Origin of the sequence: Enterobacter sp. A103 (genome assembly GCF_034427535.1) — a bacterium.
Taxonomy (GTDB): Bacteria; Pseudomonadota; Gammaproteobacteria; order Enterobacterales; family Enterobacteriaceae; genus Enterobacter; species Enterobacter asburiae_B.
The window spans coordinates 691,434-710,184 of the sequence record NZ_JAXQPQ010000002.1 but is presented as its reverse complement, the minus strand read 5'-3'; the positions used below and the strand labels follow the sequence as shown (position 1 = coordinate 710,184).

Sequence of the window (18,751 nt, the reverse complement as noted above, 5' to 3'; positions counted from 1 at the left end):
ACTAAAAGGGAGTTGATTATGGCTGCGAAGAATTCTATGCCAGAGCGGGCTATTGCCCAAACAGAAAATGCAGATCTAGAGATTCAGCAAGAAAATCGCGAGAAGCTACGCAAAAAACGCATCCGGGCGTTGCATGATGAGCCGGTTCACTCTGCGTATCTTCATGAAAGAGGAGAGGCGGGTTCCGCCTGTGTTGAACTTTATACCCGAATGGAGCGCAACTATCTGCCGTTAACCGGCGCGTGGTAACCCGCGCAGGGTTTAAAGCAGGAATAGCCGTGAAGATCCGCGTGATGCCGGATTGTATTGTGATTAGGCCGCAAAATTCCCGTGAGCTGTGGGGCTGTCTGGAAGGCGTCAGCGCAACGTATACAAATAAGCTGAAGCTGATGAAGTGGCTGGAGACGTTTCCGGGAGCGTTAATTGATACGGGGGATTTGCCAGTGAACGAAAGTGGAAAAGGGTAGCGGTAAATATCACGGGCGATCCTGGGAATGCCAGAATCGCATTTCTGCGCAGCCACATACATTAATGTTTATTAATGAGATGAATCAGGATAGTTATGTGCTGGTTTTTTCTTTCTGCGCAGGTTTTATCCATGCATCGTCATATCTGATATTTCCTTTCACATAGTTCCATTGAATACCACGGAATCGCATGCCTACGACTTCATGCATGTTAGGCGCAGAACTACCTGGATAGTATACATGTGTAAAATCTAAAGATGAGATTACCACGCTATCAAGCGTAATAGTGTAGATCTCTCTTTCCGCTCCCGCTTCAACAATTTCATAATATTTGATAATGGCTTTTTGCAGGCGTCTTCCTTCGCAAGCGACAATAGCAAGATAAGGACTCACTTTATCTAATTGCTTATGCAGAGTAACCGGACCATGCTGTCTTGTTCCGGTCATATTTCCGGTATGGCTGTCGACGGCTTGTTTTACACTATAGCTGCTGTTCATGATCTCGATTGCACCTTCGCGTCCTGGCATCATACAGTCACCCTGTACGAGCATCCCGTGCTCATCGTAGAGAAATAGGTAAGCGGGTAGTGACATTATAATCCTCCCAGATTAGTTAGTTGCCCGTCGTTATCGATAAAAAACTCATATTCATAATCTTCACCATTCAGTCCATAGTTAATTACGTAGGTATATCCATATTTCCAATTGATATGTATGCAATTATCAGGGTAGTTAAGATTCAAATGTTCTCTTCCGGAGCCCGTCACGATAGTTATATCGCTATCTTCACTAGAGTAAATTGTATAGTAATTAAGTTTGTCTTTTTTATTTACGCTAAAACAAAGATAATCTCCATTGATGTACGTGGCTCTGGGATGTGGTGCACGTTTGCCTCCTGGACAGCCCGTCAGTAAAATGCATAAACTAAGCAAGGTAATTATTTTTTTCATCCAGGAAAACCTCTCAAAATTGCTTGGTATTTCTGAAGAAGGAAATAAATAGTCTCATTCTGGTTAAAATCACGATATTCAAACAAATGCTCATTGTTTGTTAATCCATGGAATTTCAATAACCAATAGTCACTTACTATTGATGCCTGTTGCTCTAAACCATAATGCAATAGATCTGCTTTATCTAAGCTGTATGAATAATCAGCAATGCCAGAAAATAATCCCCTGGTTCTGACAAACATTCCTTTTTGTGTCTGCCAGACGTGCATCATTTCATGCATGAATCGATGCTTTTTTCGGAGGCTTTTCTCTAACGAAAAATCTGGTGAATACGTTTCCTCTCTGTACCACATTTCACCATTGGGACTCATCGCTATATCGACAGGCTGGAGATTAAAAGGAAGATAACCTTCCCTGTGCACCCACACCAGATGATAATTGATACTGTAACCGTAAAGCGTCTTCGCGAGGGCTATCTCACCGATGGTGAGTTGTCGGATACCGCCTGGGTTAATCGGGGTTCCTGAGGTGGGAATTATGAGTTCATTTACCGGCATTATAAATCCATTTAAATATTATGGTTATCGGGGTTTTATCCTACTCCTGCAGAAATGGAAAAGAAGATTGATATATTCCTAAAAAGTGTTTTTTGGATTGCGAGAAATAAAAGAAGTGAAAGAGTGGCTGAATAAAGGATTTTCGATGCCTGACGCGCGTTACAGCAAAGTGATGACTTGATTACCCTCAAGTAACCAGTGAACTGTAAATAGCGTATTTTCTTTAAACTCAGCCTGTGGGCGGGTCAGGGCCAGCGTAAGTGTTCTTTCATCGAGTGTCATAATACGAGCGCAGTCAAAACCCATGTAAGTCCTCGCCTGCGGAAAGAGCGCCTTAAACAAACTCTCTTTTGCGCTAAATGCCAGCGTCAGCGCCAGCGCAAAAGGGTAGCCCGAGTGCGTCAGGCATATCGCCTCCTGCGCATCAATAATGCCGTCCTGGATTTCGCGGGCTTCCCGGTCTGGAAGAATGGCTTCGCAATCAATACCTACGAGCGCATCTTGATGACGGACGACAACCGCCATCGCCTGCGTGCCGCTATGAGTAATGCTTCCCGAAACCCCTTCCGGCCAGAGTGGTTCGCCGCTGGGGCCGACGCCGGGGATCGCGCGTTCATGTATCGCGCCGAGCGCATGTGCGGCGGCGATGCGGCCTGCCAGATGCTCGGCTTTGCGTTTGCGTCCGGCGTTTGCAAGCTCAGCGTAGTGGGGGAGCCAGAGAAGGTCGGCGTCGGTGAAGGTGGTGGGGTCGAAGGTGACGTTGTGGACGGTGTGGCCGGCAATAATGAACGTGGTGTGGGTTGTGTGCATGTTTTTCCCTTCAGAATTGTGCGGCCTGATGCCCTCACCCCGGCCCTCTCCCACGGGGAGAGGGGGGAGTTACTGCCTGAATCAGAAACGCGTATTCACGCTCATGTACCAGGTGCGACCCGGCTCATTATACGTATACGCTCCCGCACCGTACATATACGCACCGGTGGTGGCGTTGCCCGTGGTCTGGGCATTACCCGCGCGCCACTGGCGTTTGTCGAAGACGTTATCCACGCCGCCGGTCAGGCTGACGTTTTTGGTCATGTCCCAGGTCGCGCTCAGGCCAACGATGCTGTACGGACTGATTTCGTCTTTCTCAGACCCGGTCACCGGCTGACCTTTGTAGTTGTACTTCTTCGGCTGCTGCTTGCCGTACCAGGTAAAGGTCGACTGGAGCGACACGTCCTGATGAACCTGCCAGCTCAGGGTCGAGTTCAGCGTGTACTCCGGAATGATCGACAGACGGTCACCGGTCTCCTTGTTCTTGCTCTGCAGCATCCAGGTGATGTTGTTGGTCCAGTTGATTGTGTCGCTGACCGGCACGTTCAGGGAGCCTTCCAGCCCTTCGACGACCGCTTTCGGAACGTTTTCCCACTGGTAGATATCCGTCTGCACTTTACCGGAAGAGGTGTGACCGATCGGCGCGTAGCCCGCTTCAATCTTGTCACGATAGTCGTTGCGGAACCAGGTCACGCCCGCCAGCCAGCCGTCGCGTTTCCACTCCAGACCAATCTCTTTGTTGATGCTGGTTTCGGCTTTCAGGTCGTCGTTGCCCATCATGTAGCAGCCCACGCCGTCCGAGCTGGCGTAGCAGCCCTGGCCTTTGCTGTAGAGCAGGTAGTTCGGGTTGGTCTGGTACAGGCTCGGCGCTTTATAGGCGCGCGCGATCCCCATCTTCAGCGTGAAGTCATCGCCCAGACCTTGCGAAAGGTTCAGGGACGGGCTCCAGTTGTTGCCGACGATAGTGTGGTGATCGAAGCGCAGGGCAGGGGTTAGCATGGTGCTGTCGGTCAGCTCCATGTTGTTTTCGGCGAAAAGGGAGAAAATCTCCGCCGAGGTGTACGGGCTGCGGTCGTTGCTCATGCCCGGAACGGTGCCGCCCTGCAGGGTTTGCGTAAAGGAGGTGGAGTCCTTCATGCGCTGCTGGTTCCACTCGGTGCCCAGGGTCAGGTTCTGGTTGACGAGGAAATCAATCGGCAGGTTGATCTCGCTGTGCAGCATCACGTCGGCCAGGTCGGTGTCGGTGAATTTATTGCTGTTGAACAAGCCTTCCGTCCCGCCCGCCAGACCTTCGCCCAGGCGGGAGTTGCGGGTGTGTTCGTACTGCGCCCAGCTGCTGGTGGTGATGCCGTTATCCCAGCCGCCGTTCCAGGTCACCGCGAAGTTCTGGCGGTAGATACGGTTAGTCTCTTTGCCGTAATTCTTCTTCACCAGCGCGCTGTCGTTGTTGGTGTTCTGCGTGTCGCCCGCGTAGAGGTTGTTCTGGCGGCTGTAGCCCGCTTCGAACTCCAGGGACTGCATAGGCGCGAAGTCCCAGCGCACCACGCCGTTGATGTCTTTGTTTTCCACGCCCTCACGGCCAGCCGGCAGGGTGTTGGCGTAGGTACCGGTACGATCGGACTGGTGGCCCTGGTTGATATCCCACGCGTCGGCCTGGGTTTTATCGAGGTTACCGAACATGCGGAAGCTGAAGTCGCCGCCCAGGGGGCCGCTCAGGCTGAAGTTGGTGCGCCTGGTGGAACCTTCGTCCTTGTGTTCTGGCGCGTTCAGATAGGTGTTCCAGGAGCCGTGCCACTGGTCGTCGAATTTTTTGGTGATGATGTTCACCACGCCACCTGCCGCACCGTTGCCGTAGCGCGCGGCTGCCGGACCGCGGATCACTTCGATACGCTCGATCATCTCCGGCGGCACCCAGCCGGTATCGCCGCGGGTGTCACGCTCGCCGCGCCAGCCCAGACGAATAGAGTTGCGGCTGGTGACCGGCTTGCCGTCGATCAGGATCAGGGTGTTTTCCGGACCCATGCCGCGAATGTCAATCTGACGGTTGTTTCCGCGCTGGCCGCTGGTGGAGTTCCCGGTCAGGTTAACGCCCGGCATGGTGCGGATGATTTCCGCCACGTCGCGCGCGGGCGGGTTTTTGCGGATCTCGTCGGCGGTGATGGTCGACACGCCCGGCGCCTGTAAATTCTGCTCGGCGGCGGTGATCACCATCGTATCTTCGTGCTGCGCAGAGGCGGTGTTGTCGTCTGCCATGGCGGGCAGCGCGACACCATAAATCCCTAAATTGACCAGCAAGGCCAGAGAGTGAATCTTCTTATTCATTGTACGTCCCGCTTTTATGGTTATTTAATGAGCGCGCTTCCCACAGCGCGGGCATTACGCTATTGCAAATGCAAATAGTTATCAATAATATTATCAATAAAATTTGCTCTGAAACAAAAAAGACTGTGAAACATGGGGTTATAAGGGTGACGACGTTAACAACCGGAAGTGAAGCGTGGTGGCAGTCGAAAAACGGACCTGAATGGGAACGTCAGAAGGAGAACTGTCGCGTCACCTTCTGGTGGCGGGATCCTGCAGGAACGCAGAAAACCTCATCGGTCAAACGCGTCTGGCTCTACGTTACCGGCGTGACCGATCACCATCAAAATGCCCGCCCGCAGTCCCTCGAGCGCATCCCGGATACCGACGTCTGGCAGTGGCAGGGCGAATTCAGCCCCGAGTGGCGCGGGAGCTACTGTTTTATCCCTTCTGTAAATGAAAACGATTTTGCCGATACCGTGTTTGAAGGCGAGCTGCCGGACCGCATGGCGCTGCGCGAAGGCTGGCGCAGGCTGCTGCCGCACGCGGTGTCCGACCCGCTGAATCCGCAGAGCTGGCGCGGCGGGCGCGGTCATGCCGTCTCGGCGCTTGAGATGCCGGACGCGCCCGTTCAGCCCGGTTGGGACCGTCCCGATACGCCGTATCACCAGCCGGTCTGCATTGAGTGGAACAGCGAGCGTCTCAACAACCGTCGCCGCGTGTGGATTTTTACCACCGGGGACGACGGCCCCGAGCGCCCGCTGGCGGTGCTGCTCGACGGGCAGTTCTGGGCCGAAAGCATGCCCGTCTGGCCTGCGCTGGCGTTGCTCACCACCGGGTGCAAACTGCCCCCTGCGGTCTATGTATTGATCGATGCGATCGACATGGAACACCGCAGCCGCGAATTGCCCTGTAACCCCGATTTCTGGCTGGCGGTACAGGAAGAACTTCTCCCTCTTGTTAAACATCTCGCCCCCTTCAGCGACCGCGCCGACCGTACCGTGGTGGCGGGCCAGAGCTTTGGCGGACTCTCTTCGCTTTATGCTGGCCTCAGCTGGCCGCAGCGGTTTGGCTGCGTGCTGAGCCAGTCCGGCTCGTACTGGTGGCCGCACCGCGGCGGGCAGCAGGAAGGGCGCCTCATCGAACAGCTCAGAGCCGGTGAGCTGGCCGCGAGCGGACTGCGTATCGTCCTCGAGGCCGGGCGCAACGAGCCGCTGATTTTCAATGCCAATCAGGCGATTTATGCCGAACTACCCGCGCAGCAGGTTACCTGGCGTCAGGTTGACGGCGGACACGATGCGCTTTGCTGGCGCGGTGGGCTGACGCAGGGGCTGATGACCCTCTGGCAGCCGCTCATTCAATAACGGAGTCTGTATGGAATTCAGCAATCCTTTCGATAATCCGCAGGGACAGTTCGCCATTTTGCAAAACGACCAGGGGCAGTACAGCCTGTGGCCGCAGCAGTGCGAACTGCCGGCGGGGTGGCGCGTGGTGTGCGAAGCGCAGTCTCAGGAGGCGTGCCAGCAGTGGCTGGCCGGGCACTGGCGCACGCTTGAACCGTCCCATTTTGCGGAGGGGAGCGCATGAACCGTCTTCCTCTCGTCGCCGCCCAGCCGGGTATCTGGATGGCGGAACAGCTTTCTTCCCTGCCAAACGCCTGGAGCGTGGCGCACTACACCGAGCTAAAAGGCGACATCGACGCGCCGCTGCTGGCAAAAGCGATTGCTGAAGGCATGATGCAGGCCGATACCCTGCGGATGCGTTTTGCCGAGGAGAGCGGCGAGGTGTGGCAGTGGGTGGATGACACCCTCATTCTGCCGGAGCCGTCCATCGTTCGCGTTGCGTCTCACGACGACGCCGTGGCGCTGATGGAGGCCGATCTTAACCAGAACCTGCGCGTCGACAGCGGGCAGCCGCTGGCGTTTCACCAGCTGATTCAGGTGGGAGAAAGCCACTGGTACTGGTATCAGCGCTATCACCATCTGGTGGTGGATGGCTTCAGCTTCCCGGCCATTACCCGCCAGATCGCCGCGATTTACGCCGCGTGGAAGAAGGGGGAGCCGATGCCCGCCTCCCCGTTTACGCCGTTTGCCGAAGTGGTGGATGAGTATCAGCGCTATCGCGACAGCGAGGCGTATCAGCGCGACGGCGCCTTCTGGGCGGAGCAGCGCAGGCAGCTTCCTTCTCCGGTCTCGCTCTCTTCCGCGCCGCTGCCGGGACGCGCCGCTACTACCGATATTCTGCGCCTGAAAATCACCGCCGACGGTCGCGCCTTTAGCCAGCTTGCACAGGCGGCAGGACAGGCGCAGCGTACTGAGCTGGCCCTTGCGCTGGTGGCGCTGTGGCTGGGCCGTCTGACCGGACGGCTGGACTACGCCGCCGGGTTTATCTTTATGCGACGCATGGGCTCCGCCGCGCTGACCGCGACCGGGCCGGTGCTCAACGTCCTGCCGCTGGGGGTGAATATCAACCCGCAGGAGAGCCTGCCGGCGCTGGCGCTGCGCCTGGCCAACCAGCTGAAAAAAATGCGACGCCACCAGCGCTACGACGCCGAGCAGGTCGTGCGCGACAGCGGGCGTGCCGCAGGCGACGAAGCCCTGTTTGGTCCGGTGCTGAATGTGAAGATGTTCGATTATCAGCTGGATATTGACGGCGTGGAGGCCATCACCCACACGCTGGCAACCGGCCCGGTGAACGACCTTGAGCTGGCGCTGTTCCCGGACGAACAGGGCGGATTGAGCATTGAGATCCTCGCCAGTAAGCAGCGTTACGATGAGGCGACGCTTTCCCGTCACGTCGCGCGCCTGAACGCGATGCTGATGCAGTTTGCGTCTAACCCGGACCTGCGCTGCGGCGACGTGGAAACCGTTTCAGAGCAGGAATACCAGAGGCTTGCGCGCATCAACGATACCGGGCTGGCGCTGCCGGCCACCACGCTGGCGGATCTGGTGGCGGAGCAGGCGAGCAAAACGCCGGACGCCCCCGCGCTGGCGGACGCGCATATTGAGCTCAGCTACCGCCAGATGCGCGAGCAGGTGGTCGCGCTGGCAAACCTGCTGCGCGCGCGCGGCGTGAAGCCGGGCGACAGCGTGGCGGTGGCCCTGCCGCGCTCGGTGTTCCTGACGCTGGCGCTGCACGGCATCGTCGAGGCAGGTGCCGCGTGGCTGCCGCTTGATACCGGCTACCCGGACGACCGCCTGAGGATGATGCTGGAAGACGCGAAGCCATCCCTGCTCATTACCACCGACGAGCAGCTTCCGCGCTTTAGCGATCTGTCGATTACGGCGTTTAGTTACAACACCCTTTTACCGGCTGCGGATGCAAAACCGCTGCGCCTGGCGAAGCCGGAGCAGACGGCGTACATCATCTTTACTTCCGGTTCGACGGGGCGTCCGAAAGGAGTGATGGTCGGCCATACCGCCATCGTCAACCGCCTGAAGTGGATGCAGGACCACTACCCGCTGGACGCGACTGACGTGGTGGCGCAGAAAACGCCGTGCAGCTTTGACGTGTCGGTGTGGGAGTTCTGGTGGCCGTTTATCGCCGGGGCGAAGCTGGTGATGGCCGAGCCGGACGCGCACCGCGACCCGCAGGCGATGCAGAGCTTCTTCGCGCAGTACGGCGTGACTACTACCCACTTTGTGCCGTCGATGCTGGCGGCGTTTGTCGCCTCGCTGACGCCGGAAAACGTCGACTGCTGCAGGACGCTTAAGCAGGTGTTCTGCAGCGGCGAAGCGCTGCCGACCGAGCTGTGCCGCGAGTGGGAGCAGCTCACCCGTGCGCCGCTGCACAACCTCTATGGCCCAACCGAAGCGGCGGTGGACGTCAGCTGGTATCCGGCGTTTGGCCCCGAGCTGGCGGCGGTGGAAGGCAACAGCGTGCCGATCGGCTTCCCGGTGTGGAACACGGGGCTGCGCATTCTGGATGCGATGATGCGCCCGGTGCCGTTCGGCGTGGCGGGCGATCTGTATCTCACCGGCATTCAGCTGGCGCAGGGGTATCTGGGCCGTCCGGACCTCACCGCCAGCCGCTTTATTGCCGACCCGTTCGCCCCGGGCGAGCGGATGTACCGCACCGGCGACGTTGCCCGCTGGCTGGACAACGGCGCGGTGGAATATCTCGGCCGCAGCGATGACCAGTTAAAAATCCGCGGACAGCGCATCGAGCTGGGCGAAATCGACCGGGCGATGCTGTCGCTGCCGGACGTGGCCCAGGCCGTGGCGCACGCCTGCGTGTTCAACCAGGCGGCAGCCACCGGCGGCGATGCCCGCCAGCTGGTGGGGTATGTGGTTTCCGAATCCGGCTTACCGCTGGATCGCGACGCGCTGATGGAAGCACTAAAAGCACAGCTGCCGCCGCATATGGTGCCGGTGGTGCTGCTGCAAATCAGCGCGCTGCCGCTCAGCGCGAACGGCAAGCTTGACCGCAAGGCGCTGCCGCTGCCGGAGCTGACGAGTAAATCCTCCGGCCGTGCGCCGGAGACGGAAACCGAAGTCGCCGTCGCGCAGGCGTTTTCCGCCCTGCTGGGCTGCGAGGTCAACGACATTGAGGCCGACTTCTTTGCCCTCGGCGGACACTCGCTGCTGGCGATGCGCCTGGCGGCACAGCTTAGCCGCGAGTTCGAGCGCAAGGTTACGCCGGGGCAGATTATGGTCGCCTCCACGGTGAGCAAGCTCAGCGCGCTGCTGGACTCGCAGATGAGCGACGAGCAGGCGCAGCGACTGGGGTATGAAACACTTCTTCCGCTGCGCGAAAGCGACGGCCCGACGCTGTTCTGTTTCCATCCGGCGTCCGGCTTTGCCTGGCAGTTTAGCGTCCTGGCACGCTACCTCAGCTCGCGCTGGTCCATCGTCGGCATTCAGTCGCCGCGTCCGGACGGTCCAATGCAGCAGCGTGCGGATCTGGATGGGGTGATTGAGCATCACCTGGCTACGCTGCGTAAGCAGCAGCCGCAGGGGCCGTATTACCTGTTCGGCTATTCCCTCGGCGGCACGCTGGCGCAGGGTATTGCCGCCCGTCTGCGCGAACAGGGTGAAGCGGTAGCCTTCCTCGGCCTGCTGGACACCTGGCCGCCGGAAACCCAGAACTGGTCGGAGAAAGAGGCCAACGGCCTCGACCCCGAGGTGCTGGCGGAAATCGAGCGCGAGCGTCAGGCGTTTATCGCCGCCCAGCAGGGTCAGGGCTCCAGCGAGCTGTTTAACGCTATCGAGGGCAACTACGCCGACGCGGTGCGGCTGCTCACCACGGCGCGCAGCGCGCGCTTTGACGGCAAAGCGACGCTGTTTGTCGCCGAGCGCACGCGAACGATGGATCCGCAGGTCGCCTGGGCGCCGTGGGTGGCGGAGCTTGAGGTGTACAGCCAGGACTGCGCCCACGTGGATATCATTTCACCGCAAGCGTTTGAGAAGATAGGGCCGGTGTTGAGGGAGATTTTGGGGTAGTGATTTCCCCTCACCCTAACCCTCTCCCCAACGGGGCGAGGGGATGCTTTGCTCCCTCTCCCTGTGGGAGAGGGCCGGGGTGAGGGCATCAGACCGCACGCTTGCCAAGCGGCACCACCAGCGGCGTACCCGCCACCGGATCGTCAATAATCATGCAGCGCATGCCGTAGATCCGCTCGATCAGCTCCGGCGTCACAATCTCCTTCGGCGCACCCTGCGCCACGATCTCACCGTCGCGAAGCGCAATCAGATGCGTCGCATAGCGGCACGCCTGGTTTAAGTCGTGCAGCACCGCCGCCAGGGTATACCCCTGAGTGCGGTTCAGCTCGCTCAGCAGCTCCAGCAGGTCAATCTGATGGCTGATGTCGAGCCAGGTTGTCGGCTCGTCCAGCAGCATGATCGACGTTTCCTGTGCCAGCACCATCGCGATCCACGCCCGCTGACGCTGCCCGCCGGAGAGGGTGTCCACGCTCTGCTGGGCAAGATCGGTGATGCCCGTCGCCTGCATCGCGCGGTTCACCGCCTCGTCATCCTCTTTGCGCCAGCGGGTAAACAGCGGCTGGTGCGGGTAGCGCCCGCGCGAGACCAGCTCCTGCACCGTGATGTCGCCCGGCGTGGTGGCGTTTTGCGCCAGCAGACCGATGCGCCGTGCTACCTCTTTGCTGGCGAAGCGCTGGATCTGCTCCCCGTCGAGGAACACGCTGCCTTCAGCCGGCGTCATCAGGCGGCTCAGGGTGCGCAGCAGGGTCGATTTGCCGCAGCCGTTCGGGCCGATAATCGCGGTGAAATGGCCGTCCGGAATGGCGACGGATAAGTCACGGGTAATGATTTTTTTGCCGTAGCCGAGGGTTAAGTTTTCGCCGCGCAAGCGGGTGGTTGAATCAGTCATTTCCTGCGTGACTCCTGAACGAGCAAGACGATGAGGTAAATCCCGCCGAGGCTGACGGTCACCACGCCCACCGGCAGTTGATAAGGCATAAACAGCCGCTGGGCGCAGAGATCGGCGGCCAATAGCAGCAGCGCGCCGCACAGCGCCGCCTGGGTTAATCCCCAGCGCGCCGTGCCGCTAAGTCGCCGGGCGATGTGCGGTGCCACGAGGGCGATAAACGAGATTGGCCCGGCAATCGCTGTGGAGGCGGCGGTCAGCAGTACGGCGACCAGCATCAGCATCAGGCGCGAGCGCTCGACGCCCACGCCCAGCGCGCAGGAGGTGTCGTCGCCCATCTCCAGCAGACGCATGCGCCGCACCAGCAGCAGCGCGCCGATAAACATCAGCAAAATCAGCGGCGCGGCGGGCCAGGTTTTGCCCCATGTCAGGCCGTTGAGCGATCCGGCGTACCACAGCCCGGCGGAGAGCGCGGTTTCCAGCGAGGCCTGCAGTAAAAGCCAGGTGTTAAAGGCCATCAGCATGGCGCGGATGCCGATCCCGATGATGATCAGGCGAAAGGTGTCGATACCGTTGCGCCAGGCCAGCGCCCAGATCAGTAATGACGTCAGAATGCCGCCCGCCATCGCCGTAAAGGTAATGGCCGTCAGGTGCTGACCAAACAGCACCATCGCCACCAGCACGCCGCTCCAGGCCCCGGTGTTGAGGCCCATCACGTCCGGGCTGCCGAGCGGGTTGCGCATCAGCGACTGGAATATCGCACCGCTCACGCCGAGCGCCGCGCCGACCAGAATCGCCATCGCCACGCGCGGGAGACGCCACTCCGTCACCACCATGGTGATGTTGCGCGGCGCGCTGCCGAGCAGGGCGTTAAGCACCTGCGCAAAGTCGAGCGTCACCGCGCCGCTGCGCAGGCTCCAGACCGCCAGCAGCAGAATGGCGATAGTCAGCAGGCATACGCTGGTGAGTAAACGACGGGACGGGGCCATCATGCGCCACCTCCGCGTTTACGGCGTACCAGGAAAATCAGCACCGGCGCGCCGATAAAGGCGCTGACCACCGAGACGCGCAGCTCGCCGGGCACCAGCAGGCGGCCCAGCACATCGGCAAACAGCAGCAGGGCAGGGGTGGCCAGCAGCGTCACCGGCAGCGACCAGCGGTGATCCGCCCCCACCAGCCAGCGCGCCATGTGCGGCATCATCAGGCCAATAAAGGCGATCGGGCCGACCACGGCGGTCGCGCTGCCGCACAGCACGGTGATGGCGAACAGACCAATCAGCTGCGTGCGCGCCACGCGGTTGCCGAGGGCGGTCGCGGTGTCGCTGCCGAGGCTCAGGCTGTTGAGCGACCGGCTTAAAAACAGCGCCACGGCGGCGGCGATAATGACCGGGATCGCCACAACTTTTAGGGTTTCGAGGGTGCGGATATCCAGCGAACCGGCCTGCCAGAAGCGCAGCTGGTCGTAGACGTCCGGGTTGAGCAGGGCGATACCGTTGGACAAGCCTTCCAGCACCGCCGCGAGCGCCACGCCCGCAAGCGTCAGGCGTACCGGGCTCAGCTGCCCGCCGCCCTGGCTGCCGGTAAAGGCGACCACCAGCGAGGCGGCCAGCGCGCCGCAGAAGGCCATCACCAGCTGCTCGGAGGGTGACGTCAACCCGAACAGCGCCGCGCCGAGCACGATGGCAAAGCTGGCGCCGGAGTTAACGCCGAGAATGCCGGGGTCCGCCAGCGGGTTACGGGTAAGGGTTTGCATCAGGGCACCGGCAAGGCCGAGCGCGCCACCGGCCAGCAGTCCGGCAAGCGTGCGGGGCAGTCGGGCGTCGAGCACGATGACGCAGTCGGCGCTCTGGCAGGTGCCGGAGAGCGCATCAACGATAACGGACGCGGGCAGCGGCTTCGCGCCGACCAGCAGGCTGAGTGCAGTCGCAAGGATCAACAGCAGCAATAAAACGGGCACGGCAACGGCGCGCATCGAAGAAGAGGAAAACGACATAGCAACATCCATGATTTGATAATGATAGTGATTATCGTTATCTATCTTATTTGGCTATGTTAGCATGTGCGCCCATGGAATGGGTAGAAATAGACTCAAGGCTTTGTCATGAATCAAAAATCCTGGCTGCTCAATCTCAGCCTGCTTAAAACGCACCCGGCGTATCGCGCCGTTTTTATCGCTCGCTTTATCTCCATTTTGTCCCTCGGGCTGCTCGGCGTCGCCGTGCCGGTCCAGATCCAGACCATGACGCACTCCAGCTGGCTGGTGGGGTTATCCGTCACCTTAACCGGCGGGGCGATGTTCATCGGCCTGATGGTCGGCGGCGTGCTGGCGGACCGCTACGAGCGTAAAAAGCTGATCCTGCTGGCGCGCGGCACCTGCGGCGTGGGCTTTATTGGGCTGTGTCTGAACGCGATGCTGCCGGAGCCGTCGCTGATCGCGATTTATGCCCTGGGGCTGTGGGACGGTTTCTTTGCCTCACTGGGCGTGACGGCGCTGCTGGCGGCGACGCCCGCGCTGGTCGGGCGCGAGAACCTGATGCAGGCGGGGGCGATCACCATGCTCACCGTGCGTCTGGGCTCGGTGATTTCGCCGATGGTGGGCGGCCTGCTGCTGGCGACCGGCAACGTGGCCTGGAACTACGGGCTTGCGGCGGCGGGAACCTTTATCACCACGCTGACGCTGCTGCGCCTGCCGCTGCTGCCGCCTCCGCCGCAGCCGCGCGAGCATCCGCTGAAATCGCTGATGGCCGCGATTCGTTTCCTGTTCAGCAACCCGCTGATTGGCGGGATTGCGCTGCTCGGCGGCCTGCTGACCATGGCGAGCGCCGTGCGCGTGCTCTACCCGGCGCTGGCGGGAGAGTGGCAGATGAGCGCCTCGGAGATTGGCATTCTCTACGCTGCCATTCCGCTCGGCGCGGCGTGCGGAGCGCTGACCAGCGGCAACCTGGCGCAGAACGCGCGTCCGGGGCTGATTATGCTGCTTGCCACGCTGGCCTCGTTTATCGCCATCGGCTTCTTCAGCCTGATGCCGGTGTGGGCGCTGGGCGCGTTGTGCCTCGTGATTTTCGGCTGGCTGAGCGCCATCAGTTCGCTGCTGCAGTACACCCTGATCCAGACCCAGACGCCGGAAGGGATGCTCGGGCGCATTAACGGCCTGTGGACGGCGCAGAACGTCACGGGGGATGCGATTGGTGCGGCGATCCTCGGCGGGCTGGGGGCGATGATGACTCCGGTGGCCTCAGCGAGCTGCGGCGGGTTTGTACTGGCAATTATTGGCGTGGTTTTATTCATGTCGTTGGCAGAATTGCGCCGATTCAGGCAGGAGAGTGTGTTGAACGACGGTGCGGCCTGATGCCCTCACCCCGGCCCTCTCCCACAGGGAGAGGGAGGGAAAATGCCTACTTAAACAACGTATTCAATCTGTTTAATACTAACATTGCGCTGTAATAATCCAGGCGGAACGTCTCGGTTCCCAATGCCCAGACCCGTTTGTTTTTCACCGACGGCAAATGCGCCAGCAGCGGGTTGGCGTAAATCGCATCCACGTCTTTCCGATCGCCGGCAAACACAAACAGCCCTTCGCCGTTTAGCCCCGTCGCCAGGTTTTCACCGCCCAGCTGAATAATGTCGTGGCGTTTGCCCTGGCTTTTAGAGGTCTGCAGCCCGGCGGGTAGATCCGCCAGCGTAAAGCCCAGCTGGTGCAGCAGCTTGCCCTGAGCGGATTCCGCAGTCCACAGGTTGGCGCTGTGCGCGGCGGCGGTGTAGACGATGGCGTTCACCGGCTGCGGCGGCAGCTTCATCTGCTGTTTCACCTGCGCGAGCTGTTTATCAAACGCGGCAATGCGCTCTGCGGCCTGTTTTTCCTGCCCGGTGAGGCTGCCCAGCTGCGTCAGCAGTTCCTGCCAGCTTTTGTCGTCGTAGTTGATGATAAGCGTTGGGGCGATGGCGGAGAGCTGATCGTACAGCGCCAGCGCGGAATCCCCGCCGGTAGCGCTGATCAAAATCAGATCCGGCATTTGCGCGGCGACCGCTTCGGCGCTCGGCTCGCCAATGTACAGTCGCGCAACCTTGCGCTGTTTCGCAATATCGCCCCACTGACGCAAAAAGCCCTGTGCATCCGCCACGCGGTTGTTCGGCGTGGTCGCGCCGCTGGCAACGACCGGCGCGTCAATCGCCAGCAGGGAGCCGGTTAAGGTCACGCTGGTGGAGACAATGCGCGTCGGTTTGCTCTCAAGCGTGTGAACGCCACGGCTGTCGGTCACCTGACGCGGCCAGTCGGCGGCAACGGCTGAGGCAAGTCCTAAAACAAAAAGTCCAGATAAAAGCAGGGTATTACGGAATAGGGCAGGGAATTTCACAGCGCGACATCCTGTTTTTGTTGAAGATAATGCTTCTCATTTTCATGGTTGATGCGAAGGGATGCAAGCTTTTGTCGCATAAGTTATTTCTCCGACGGTTGACAGCGAAGCGATGTGGGATTAGGTTAGCCGACGAAAATATAAATGATAATCATTATTGCTTCTTTTATCATTTTGAGGAGGATGATATGGACACGTCCCTGGCTGAGGAAGTTCAGCACACCGCGACCACGCTGCAATCAGACAGCTTTTTCTTTATGTCGCCTTACCGCAGTTTTACTACCTCAGGCTGTTTTGCCCGCTTCTCTGAACCCGCCGTCGGCGGTGACGATCCGGCCGGGCAATTTCAGCAAAAATTAGCCCAGGCCTTCCGGAATGCGAAAGCTAACGGTATCGCTCATCCGGTGATGGTAGGGGCTATTCCGTTCGATACCCGCAAGCCATCTTCTCTGTTTATTCCGCAGCGCTGGCAGACCTTTTCCCGTCCGGCACGTCAGCAGTCCGCACGCTATTTTTCCGGCTCGCAGGCGCTGAAGGTGGAACAACGCACCGAGATCCCGCCGCAGCCCGTGTTCGAAGAGATGGTCGCTCGCGCCGCGTCGCTTACCGCCACGCCGCAGGTGAACAAGGTGGTGCTGTCGCGTCTGATTGATATCGCGACCGACAAACACATGGACAGCGGCGCGCTGATGGAGAGGCTGATCGCCCAGAACCCGGCGAGCTTTAACTTCCACGTGCCGCTGGAAGACGGCGGCGTGCTGCTCGGCGCCAGCCCCGAACTGCTGCTGCGTAAAGAGGGCGCGCACTTTAGCTCGCTGCCGCTGGCAGGCTCGGCGCGCCGTCAGCCGGACGACGTATTAGATCGCGAAGCGGGCAATAAGCTGCTGGCCTCCGAAAAGGACCGTCACGAGCACGATCTCGTAACCCAGGCGATGAAGGCCATTCTGGCACCGCGAAGCCACCACCTGAGCATGCCGTCTTCCCCGCAGCTCATCACCACGCCGACGCTGTGGCATCTGGCGACGCCGGTTGAAGGTGACGCGCGTGAAAACGAAAACGCCCTGACTCTGGCCTGCCTGCTGCACCCGACCCCGGCGCTGAGCGGCTTCCCGCATGAGGCGGCAAAAGAGCTGATCGCCGAGCTGGAGCCGTTCGACCGCGAGCTGTTCGGCGGCATCGTCGGCTGGTGCGACAGCGAAGGCAACGGCGAGTGGGTGGTGACCATCCGCTGCGCGCGTCTTCGCGAAAATAGCGTTCGCCTGTTTGCCGGCGCGGGCATTGTGCCTGCCTCTTCGCCGGTGGGCGAATGGCGCGAAACGGGCGTGAAGCTCTCCACCATGCTCAACGTGTTTGGCTTGCACTAAGGATCGCTCATGACCATTCCCTTTACCCGCTGGCCTGAGGAATTCGCCCGCCGCTACCGCGAAAAAGGCTACTGGCAGGATCTGCCGCTGACCCACATCCTGACGGATCGCGCTGAAAGCGATGCCGTGGCGATTGTCGACGGCGAGCGGCACATCACCTACCGCGCGTTTAATCAGGCGGTGAACAACCTGGCGTCCGCTCTTCAGGTGCGCGGGCTGCAGCGCGGCGAGACCGCGCTGGTGCAGCTCGGTAACGTGGCCGAGTTCTACGTCACTTTCTTTGCGCTGCTGCAAATTGGCGTCGCGCCGGTTAACGCGCTCTTTAGCCATCAGCGCAGCGAGCTGAACGCCTACGCGGAGCAGATCAAACCCGCCGTGCTGATTGGCGATCGCGACCACGCGCTGTTTGCGGGCGATGATTTCCTCAACGCCTTTGTGGATGCGCATCGCTCGGTACGCCTTGTACTGCTGCGCGGCGATAAGGACGAACACGCCCTGGAAGCGGCGATTGCGCGTCCGGCGGATAACTTCATTCCGAACCCGACGCCCGCTGACGAAGTGGCGTTTTTCCAGCTTTCCGGCGGCAGCACCGGCACGCCGAAGCTGATCCCGCGCACGCATAACGACTACGACTACAGCATCCGCCGCAGCAACGAGATCTGCGGAATCAATGCACACACCCGTTATCTGAACGCGCTGCCCGCGGCGCATAACTACGCCATGAGCTCGCCGGGATCGTTAGGCGTCTTCACCGCCGGCGGCTGCGTGGTGCTGGCGAACGATCCGAGCGCCACGCTCTGCTTCCCGCTGATTGAACGGCATCAGATTAACGTCACCTCGCTGGTTCCTCCGGCGGTAAGCCTCTGGCTGCAGGCGATTGCCGACGGCGCGGGCAACGCGCAGCTCAAATCCCTCAGGCTGCTGCAGGTGGGTGGCGCACGCCTCTCCGCCACGCTCGCGGCGCGCATTCCGGCGGAAATCGGCTGCCAGCTTCAGCAGGTGTTCGGCATGGCGGAAGGGCTGGTGAACTACACCGCGCTCGACGACTTACCGGAGCGCATCATCAACACTCAGGGTCGCCCGATGTGCCCGGACGACGAAGTGTGGGTGGCGGACGAACACGGCAACCCGCTGCCGCGCGGTGAGGTCGGGCGTCTGATGACGCGCGGGCCGTATACCTTCCGCGGCTATTTCAACAGCCCGGAACACAACGCCAGCGCCTTTGACGCCGACGGCTTTTACTGCTCTGGCGATCTGATCGCCATCGACGAGCAGGGCTACATCACCGTGCAGGGGCGCGAGAAGGATCAGATCAACCGCGGCGGCGAGAAGATCGCCGCCGAAGAGATTGAAAACCTGCTGCTGCGCCACGAGGCGGTGATCCACGCCGCGCTGGTGAGCATGGAGGACAGCCTGCTGGGCGAAAAAAGCTGTGCGTATCTGGTGGTGAAACAGCCCCTGCGCGCGGTCGAGGTGCGCCGCTTCCTGCGCGAGCAGGGCGTTGCCGAATTCAAGCTGCCGGACCGCGTGGAGAGCGTGGATGCGCTCCCGCTGACGCCGGTCGGCAAAGTCGATAAGAAACAGTTGCGCCTGTGGCTTGCTGAACGCGCCCGGGGCTGA

15 protein-coding genes and 1 pseudogene are annotated in these 18,751 nt (G+C 60.3%); 7 read left to right on the top strand and 9 right to left on the bottom strand.

The window, feature by feature from the left end:
* Positions 1-18 precede the first annotated feature (18 nt).
* A pseudogene (locus tag SPH27_RS23105) lies at positions 19-467 on the top strand (SymE family type I addiction module toxin).
* 93 nt (positions 468-560) lie between these two features.
* Here SPH27_RS23105 and SPH27_RS09000 read toward each other — a convergent pair.
* The 5 genes from SPH27_RS09000 to SPH27_RS08980 all read right to left on the bottom strand — a co-directional run bounded on the left by SPH27_RS09000 (position 561) and on the right by SPH27_RS08980 (position 5,106).
* A complete protein-coding gene (locus SPH27_RS09000; protein WP_207168007.1) occupies positions 561-1,061 on the bottom strand; it encodes an Hcp family type VI secretion system effector in 501 nt (166 codons plus the stop codon).
* Positions 1,061-1,417, bottom strand: coding sequence for a putative T6SS immunity periplasmic lipoprotein (locus SPH27_RS08995; protein WP_182072379.1), 357 nt, complete (start codon positions 1,415-1,417; stop codon positions 1,061-1,063). The genes SPH27_RS09000 and SPH27_RS08995 overlap by 1 nt, the downstream gene beginning before the upstream one ends.
* Entirely contained in the window at positions 1,414-1,974 is a 561-nt protein-coding gene (locus SPH27_RS08990; protein ID WP_182072381.1) for a type IV secretion protein Rhs, read from the bottom strand. Before SPH27_RS08990 ends, SPH27_RS08995 begins: the two co-directional genes overlap by 4 nt.
* Positions 1,975-2,133: 159 nt before the next feature.
* Entirely contained in the window at positions 2,134-2,784 is a 651-nt protein-coding gene (gene entD, locus SPH27_RS08985) for an enterobactin synthase subunit EntD (RefSeq protein ID WP_182072383.1), read from the bottom strand.
* 81 nt (positions 2,785-2,865) lie between these two features.
* Complete coding sequence (locus SPH27_RS08980; protein WP_069303796.1) at positions 2,866-5,106, bottom strand: TonB-dependent siderophore receptor; 2,241 nt, start codon at positions 5,104-5,106, stop codon at positions 2,866-2,868.
* 146 nt (positions 5,107-5,252) lie between these two features.
* Here SPH27_RS08980 and fes point away from each other — a divergent pair, with 146 nt between their 5' ends.
* From fes to entF, 3 genes are read left to right on the top strand one after another with little or no spacing between them, the layout of a single operon-like run.
* Entirely contained in the window at positions 5,253-6,449 is a 1,197-nt protein-coding gene (fes, locus tag SPH27_RS08975; RefSeq protein WP_182072385.1) for an enterochelin esterase, read from the top strand.
* A gap of 10 nt (positions 6,450-6,459) precedes the next feature.
* Complete coding sequence (locus SPH27_RS08970) at positions 6,460-6,672, top strand: MbtH family protein (protein ID WP_032662857.1); 213 nt, start codon at positions 6,460-6,462, stop codon at positions 6,670-6,672.
* Positions 6,669-10,526 carry an enterobactin non-ribosomal peptide synthetase EntF gene (gene entF / locus SPH27_RS08965; protein WP_182072387.1) on the top strand — a complete coding sequence of 1,286 codons (3,858 nt, stop codon included), beginning with the start codon at positions 6,669-6,671 and terminating at the stop codon, positions 10,524-10,526. The genes SPH27_RS08970 and entF overlap by 4 nt, the downstream gene beginning before the upstream one ends.
* An 88-nt stretch (positions 10,527-10,614) precedes the next feature.
* Here entF and fepC read toward each other — a convergent pair whose 3' ends face one another.
* Genes fepC through fepD form a run of 3 tightly spaced genes read right to left on the bottom strand, consistent with a single transcriptional unit; the run spans position 10,615 to position 13,405 of the window.
* Positions 10,615-11,415 (bottom strand): iron-enterobactin ABC transporter ATP-binding protein, encoded by an 801-nt coding sequence (gene fepC / locus SPH27_RS08960; protein ID WP_182072389.1) that lies wholly within the window; start codon positions 11,413-11,415, stop codon positions 10,615-10,617.
* Entirely contained in the window at positions 11,412-12,401 is a 990-nt protein-coding gene (gene fepG, locus SPH27_RS08955; RefSeq protein WP_182072429.1) for an iron-enterobactin ABC transporter permease, read from the bottom strand. Before fepG ends, fepC begins: the two co-directional genes overlap by 4 nt.
* Positions 12,401-13,405 carry a Fe(3+)-siderophore ABC transporter permease gene (gene fepD, locus SPH27_RS08950; protein ID WP_182072391.1) on the bottom strand — a complete coding sequence of 335 codons (1,005 nt, stop codon included), beginning with the start codon at positions 13,403-13,405 and terminating at the stop codon, positions 12,401-12,403. Before fepD ends, fepG begins: the two co-directional genes overlap by 1 nt.
* 108 nt (positions 13,406-13,513) lie before the next feature.
* Here fepD and entS point away from each other — a divergent pair, with 108 nt between their 5' ends.
* Complete coding sequence (entS, locus tag SPH27_RS08945) at positions 13,514-14,761, top strand: enterobactin transporter EntS (protein ID WP_048980771.1); 1,248 nt, start codon at positions 13,514-13,516, stop codon at positions 14,759-14,761.
* Positions 14,762-14,807: 46 nt separating this feature from the next.
* On the opposite strand, the gene fepB is transcribed toward entS, so the two are convergent.
* A complete protein-coding gene (gene fepB / locus SPH27_RS08940; protein ID WP_182072393.1) occupies positions 14,808-15,767 on the bottom strand; it encodes a Fe2+-enterobactin ABC transporter substrate-binding protein in 960 nt (319 codons plus the stop codon).
* Positions 15,768-15,955: 188 nt separating this feature from the next.
* On the opposite strand from fepB, the gene entC reads away from it, so the two are divergent.
* Both entC and entE read left to right on the top strand, forming a co-directional pair.
* Positions 15,956-17,131 carry an isochorismate synthase EntC gene (entC, locus tag SPH27_RS08935; RefSeq protein WP_048975908.1) on the top strand — a complete coding sequence of 392 codons (1,176 nt, stop codon included), beginning with the start codon at positions 15,956-15,958 and terminating at the stop codon, positions 17,129-17,131.
* Positions 17,132-17,140: 9 nt separating this feature from the next.
* A complete protein-coding gene (gene entE / locus SPH27_RS08930) occupies positions 17,141-18,751 on the top strand; it encodes a (2,3-dihydroxybenzoyl)adenylate synthase EntE (RefSeq protein ID WP_207168009.1) in 1,611 nt (536 codons plus the stop codon).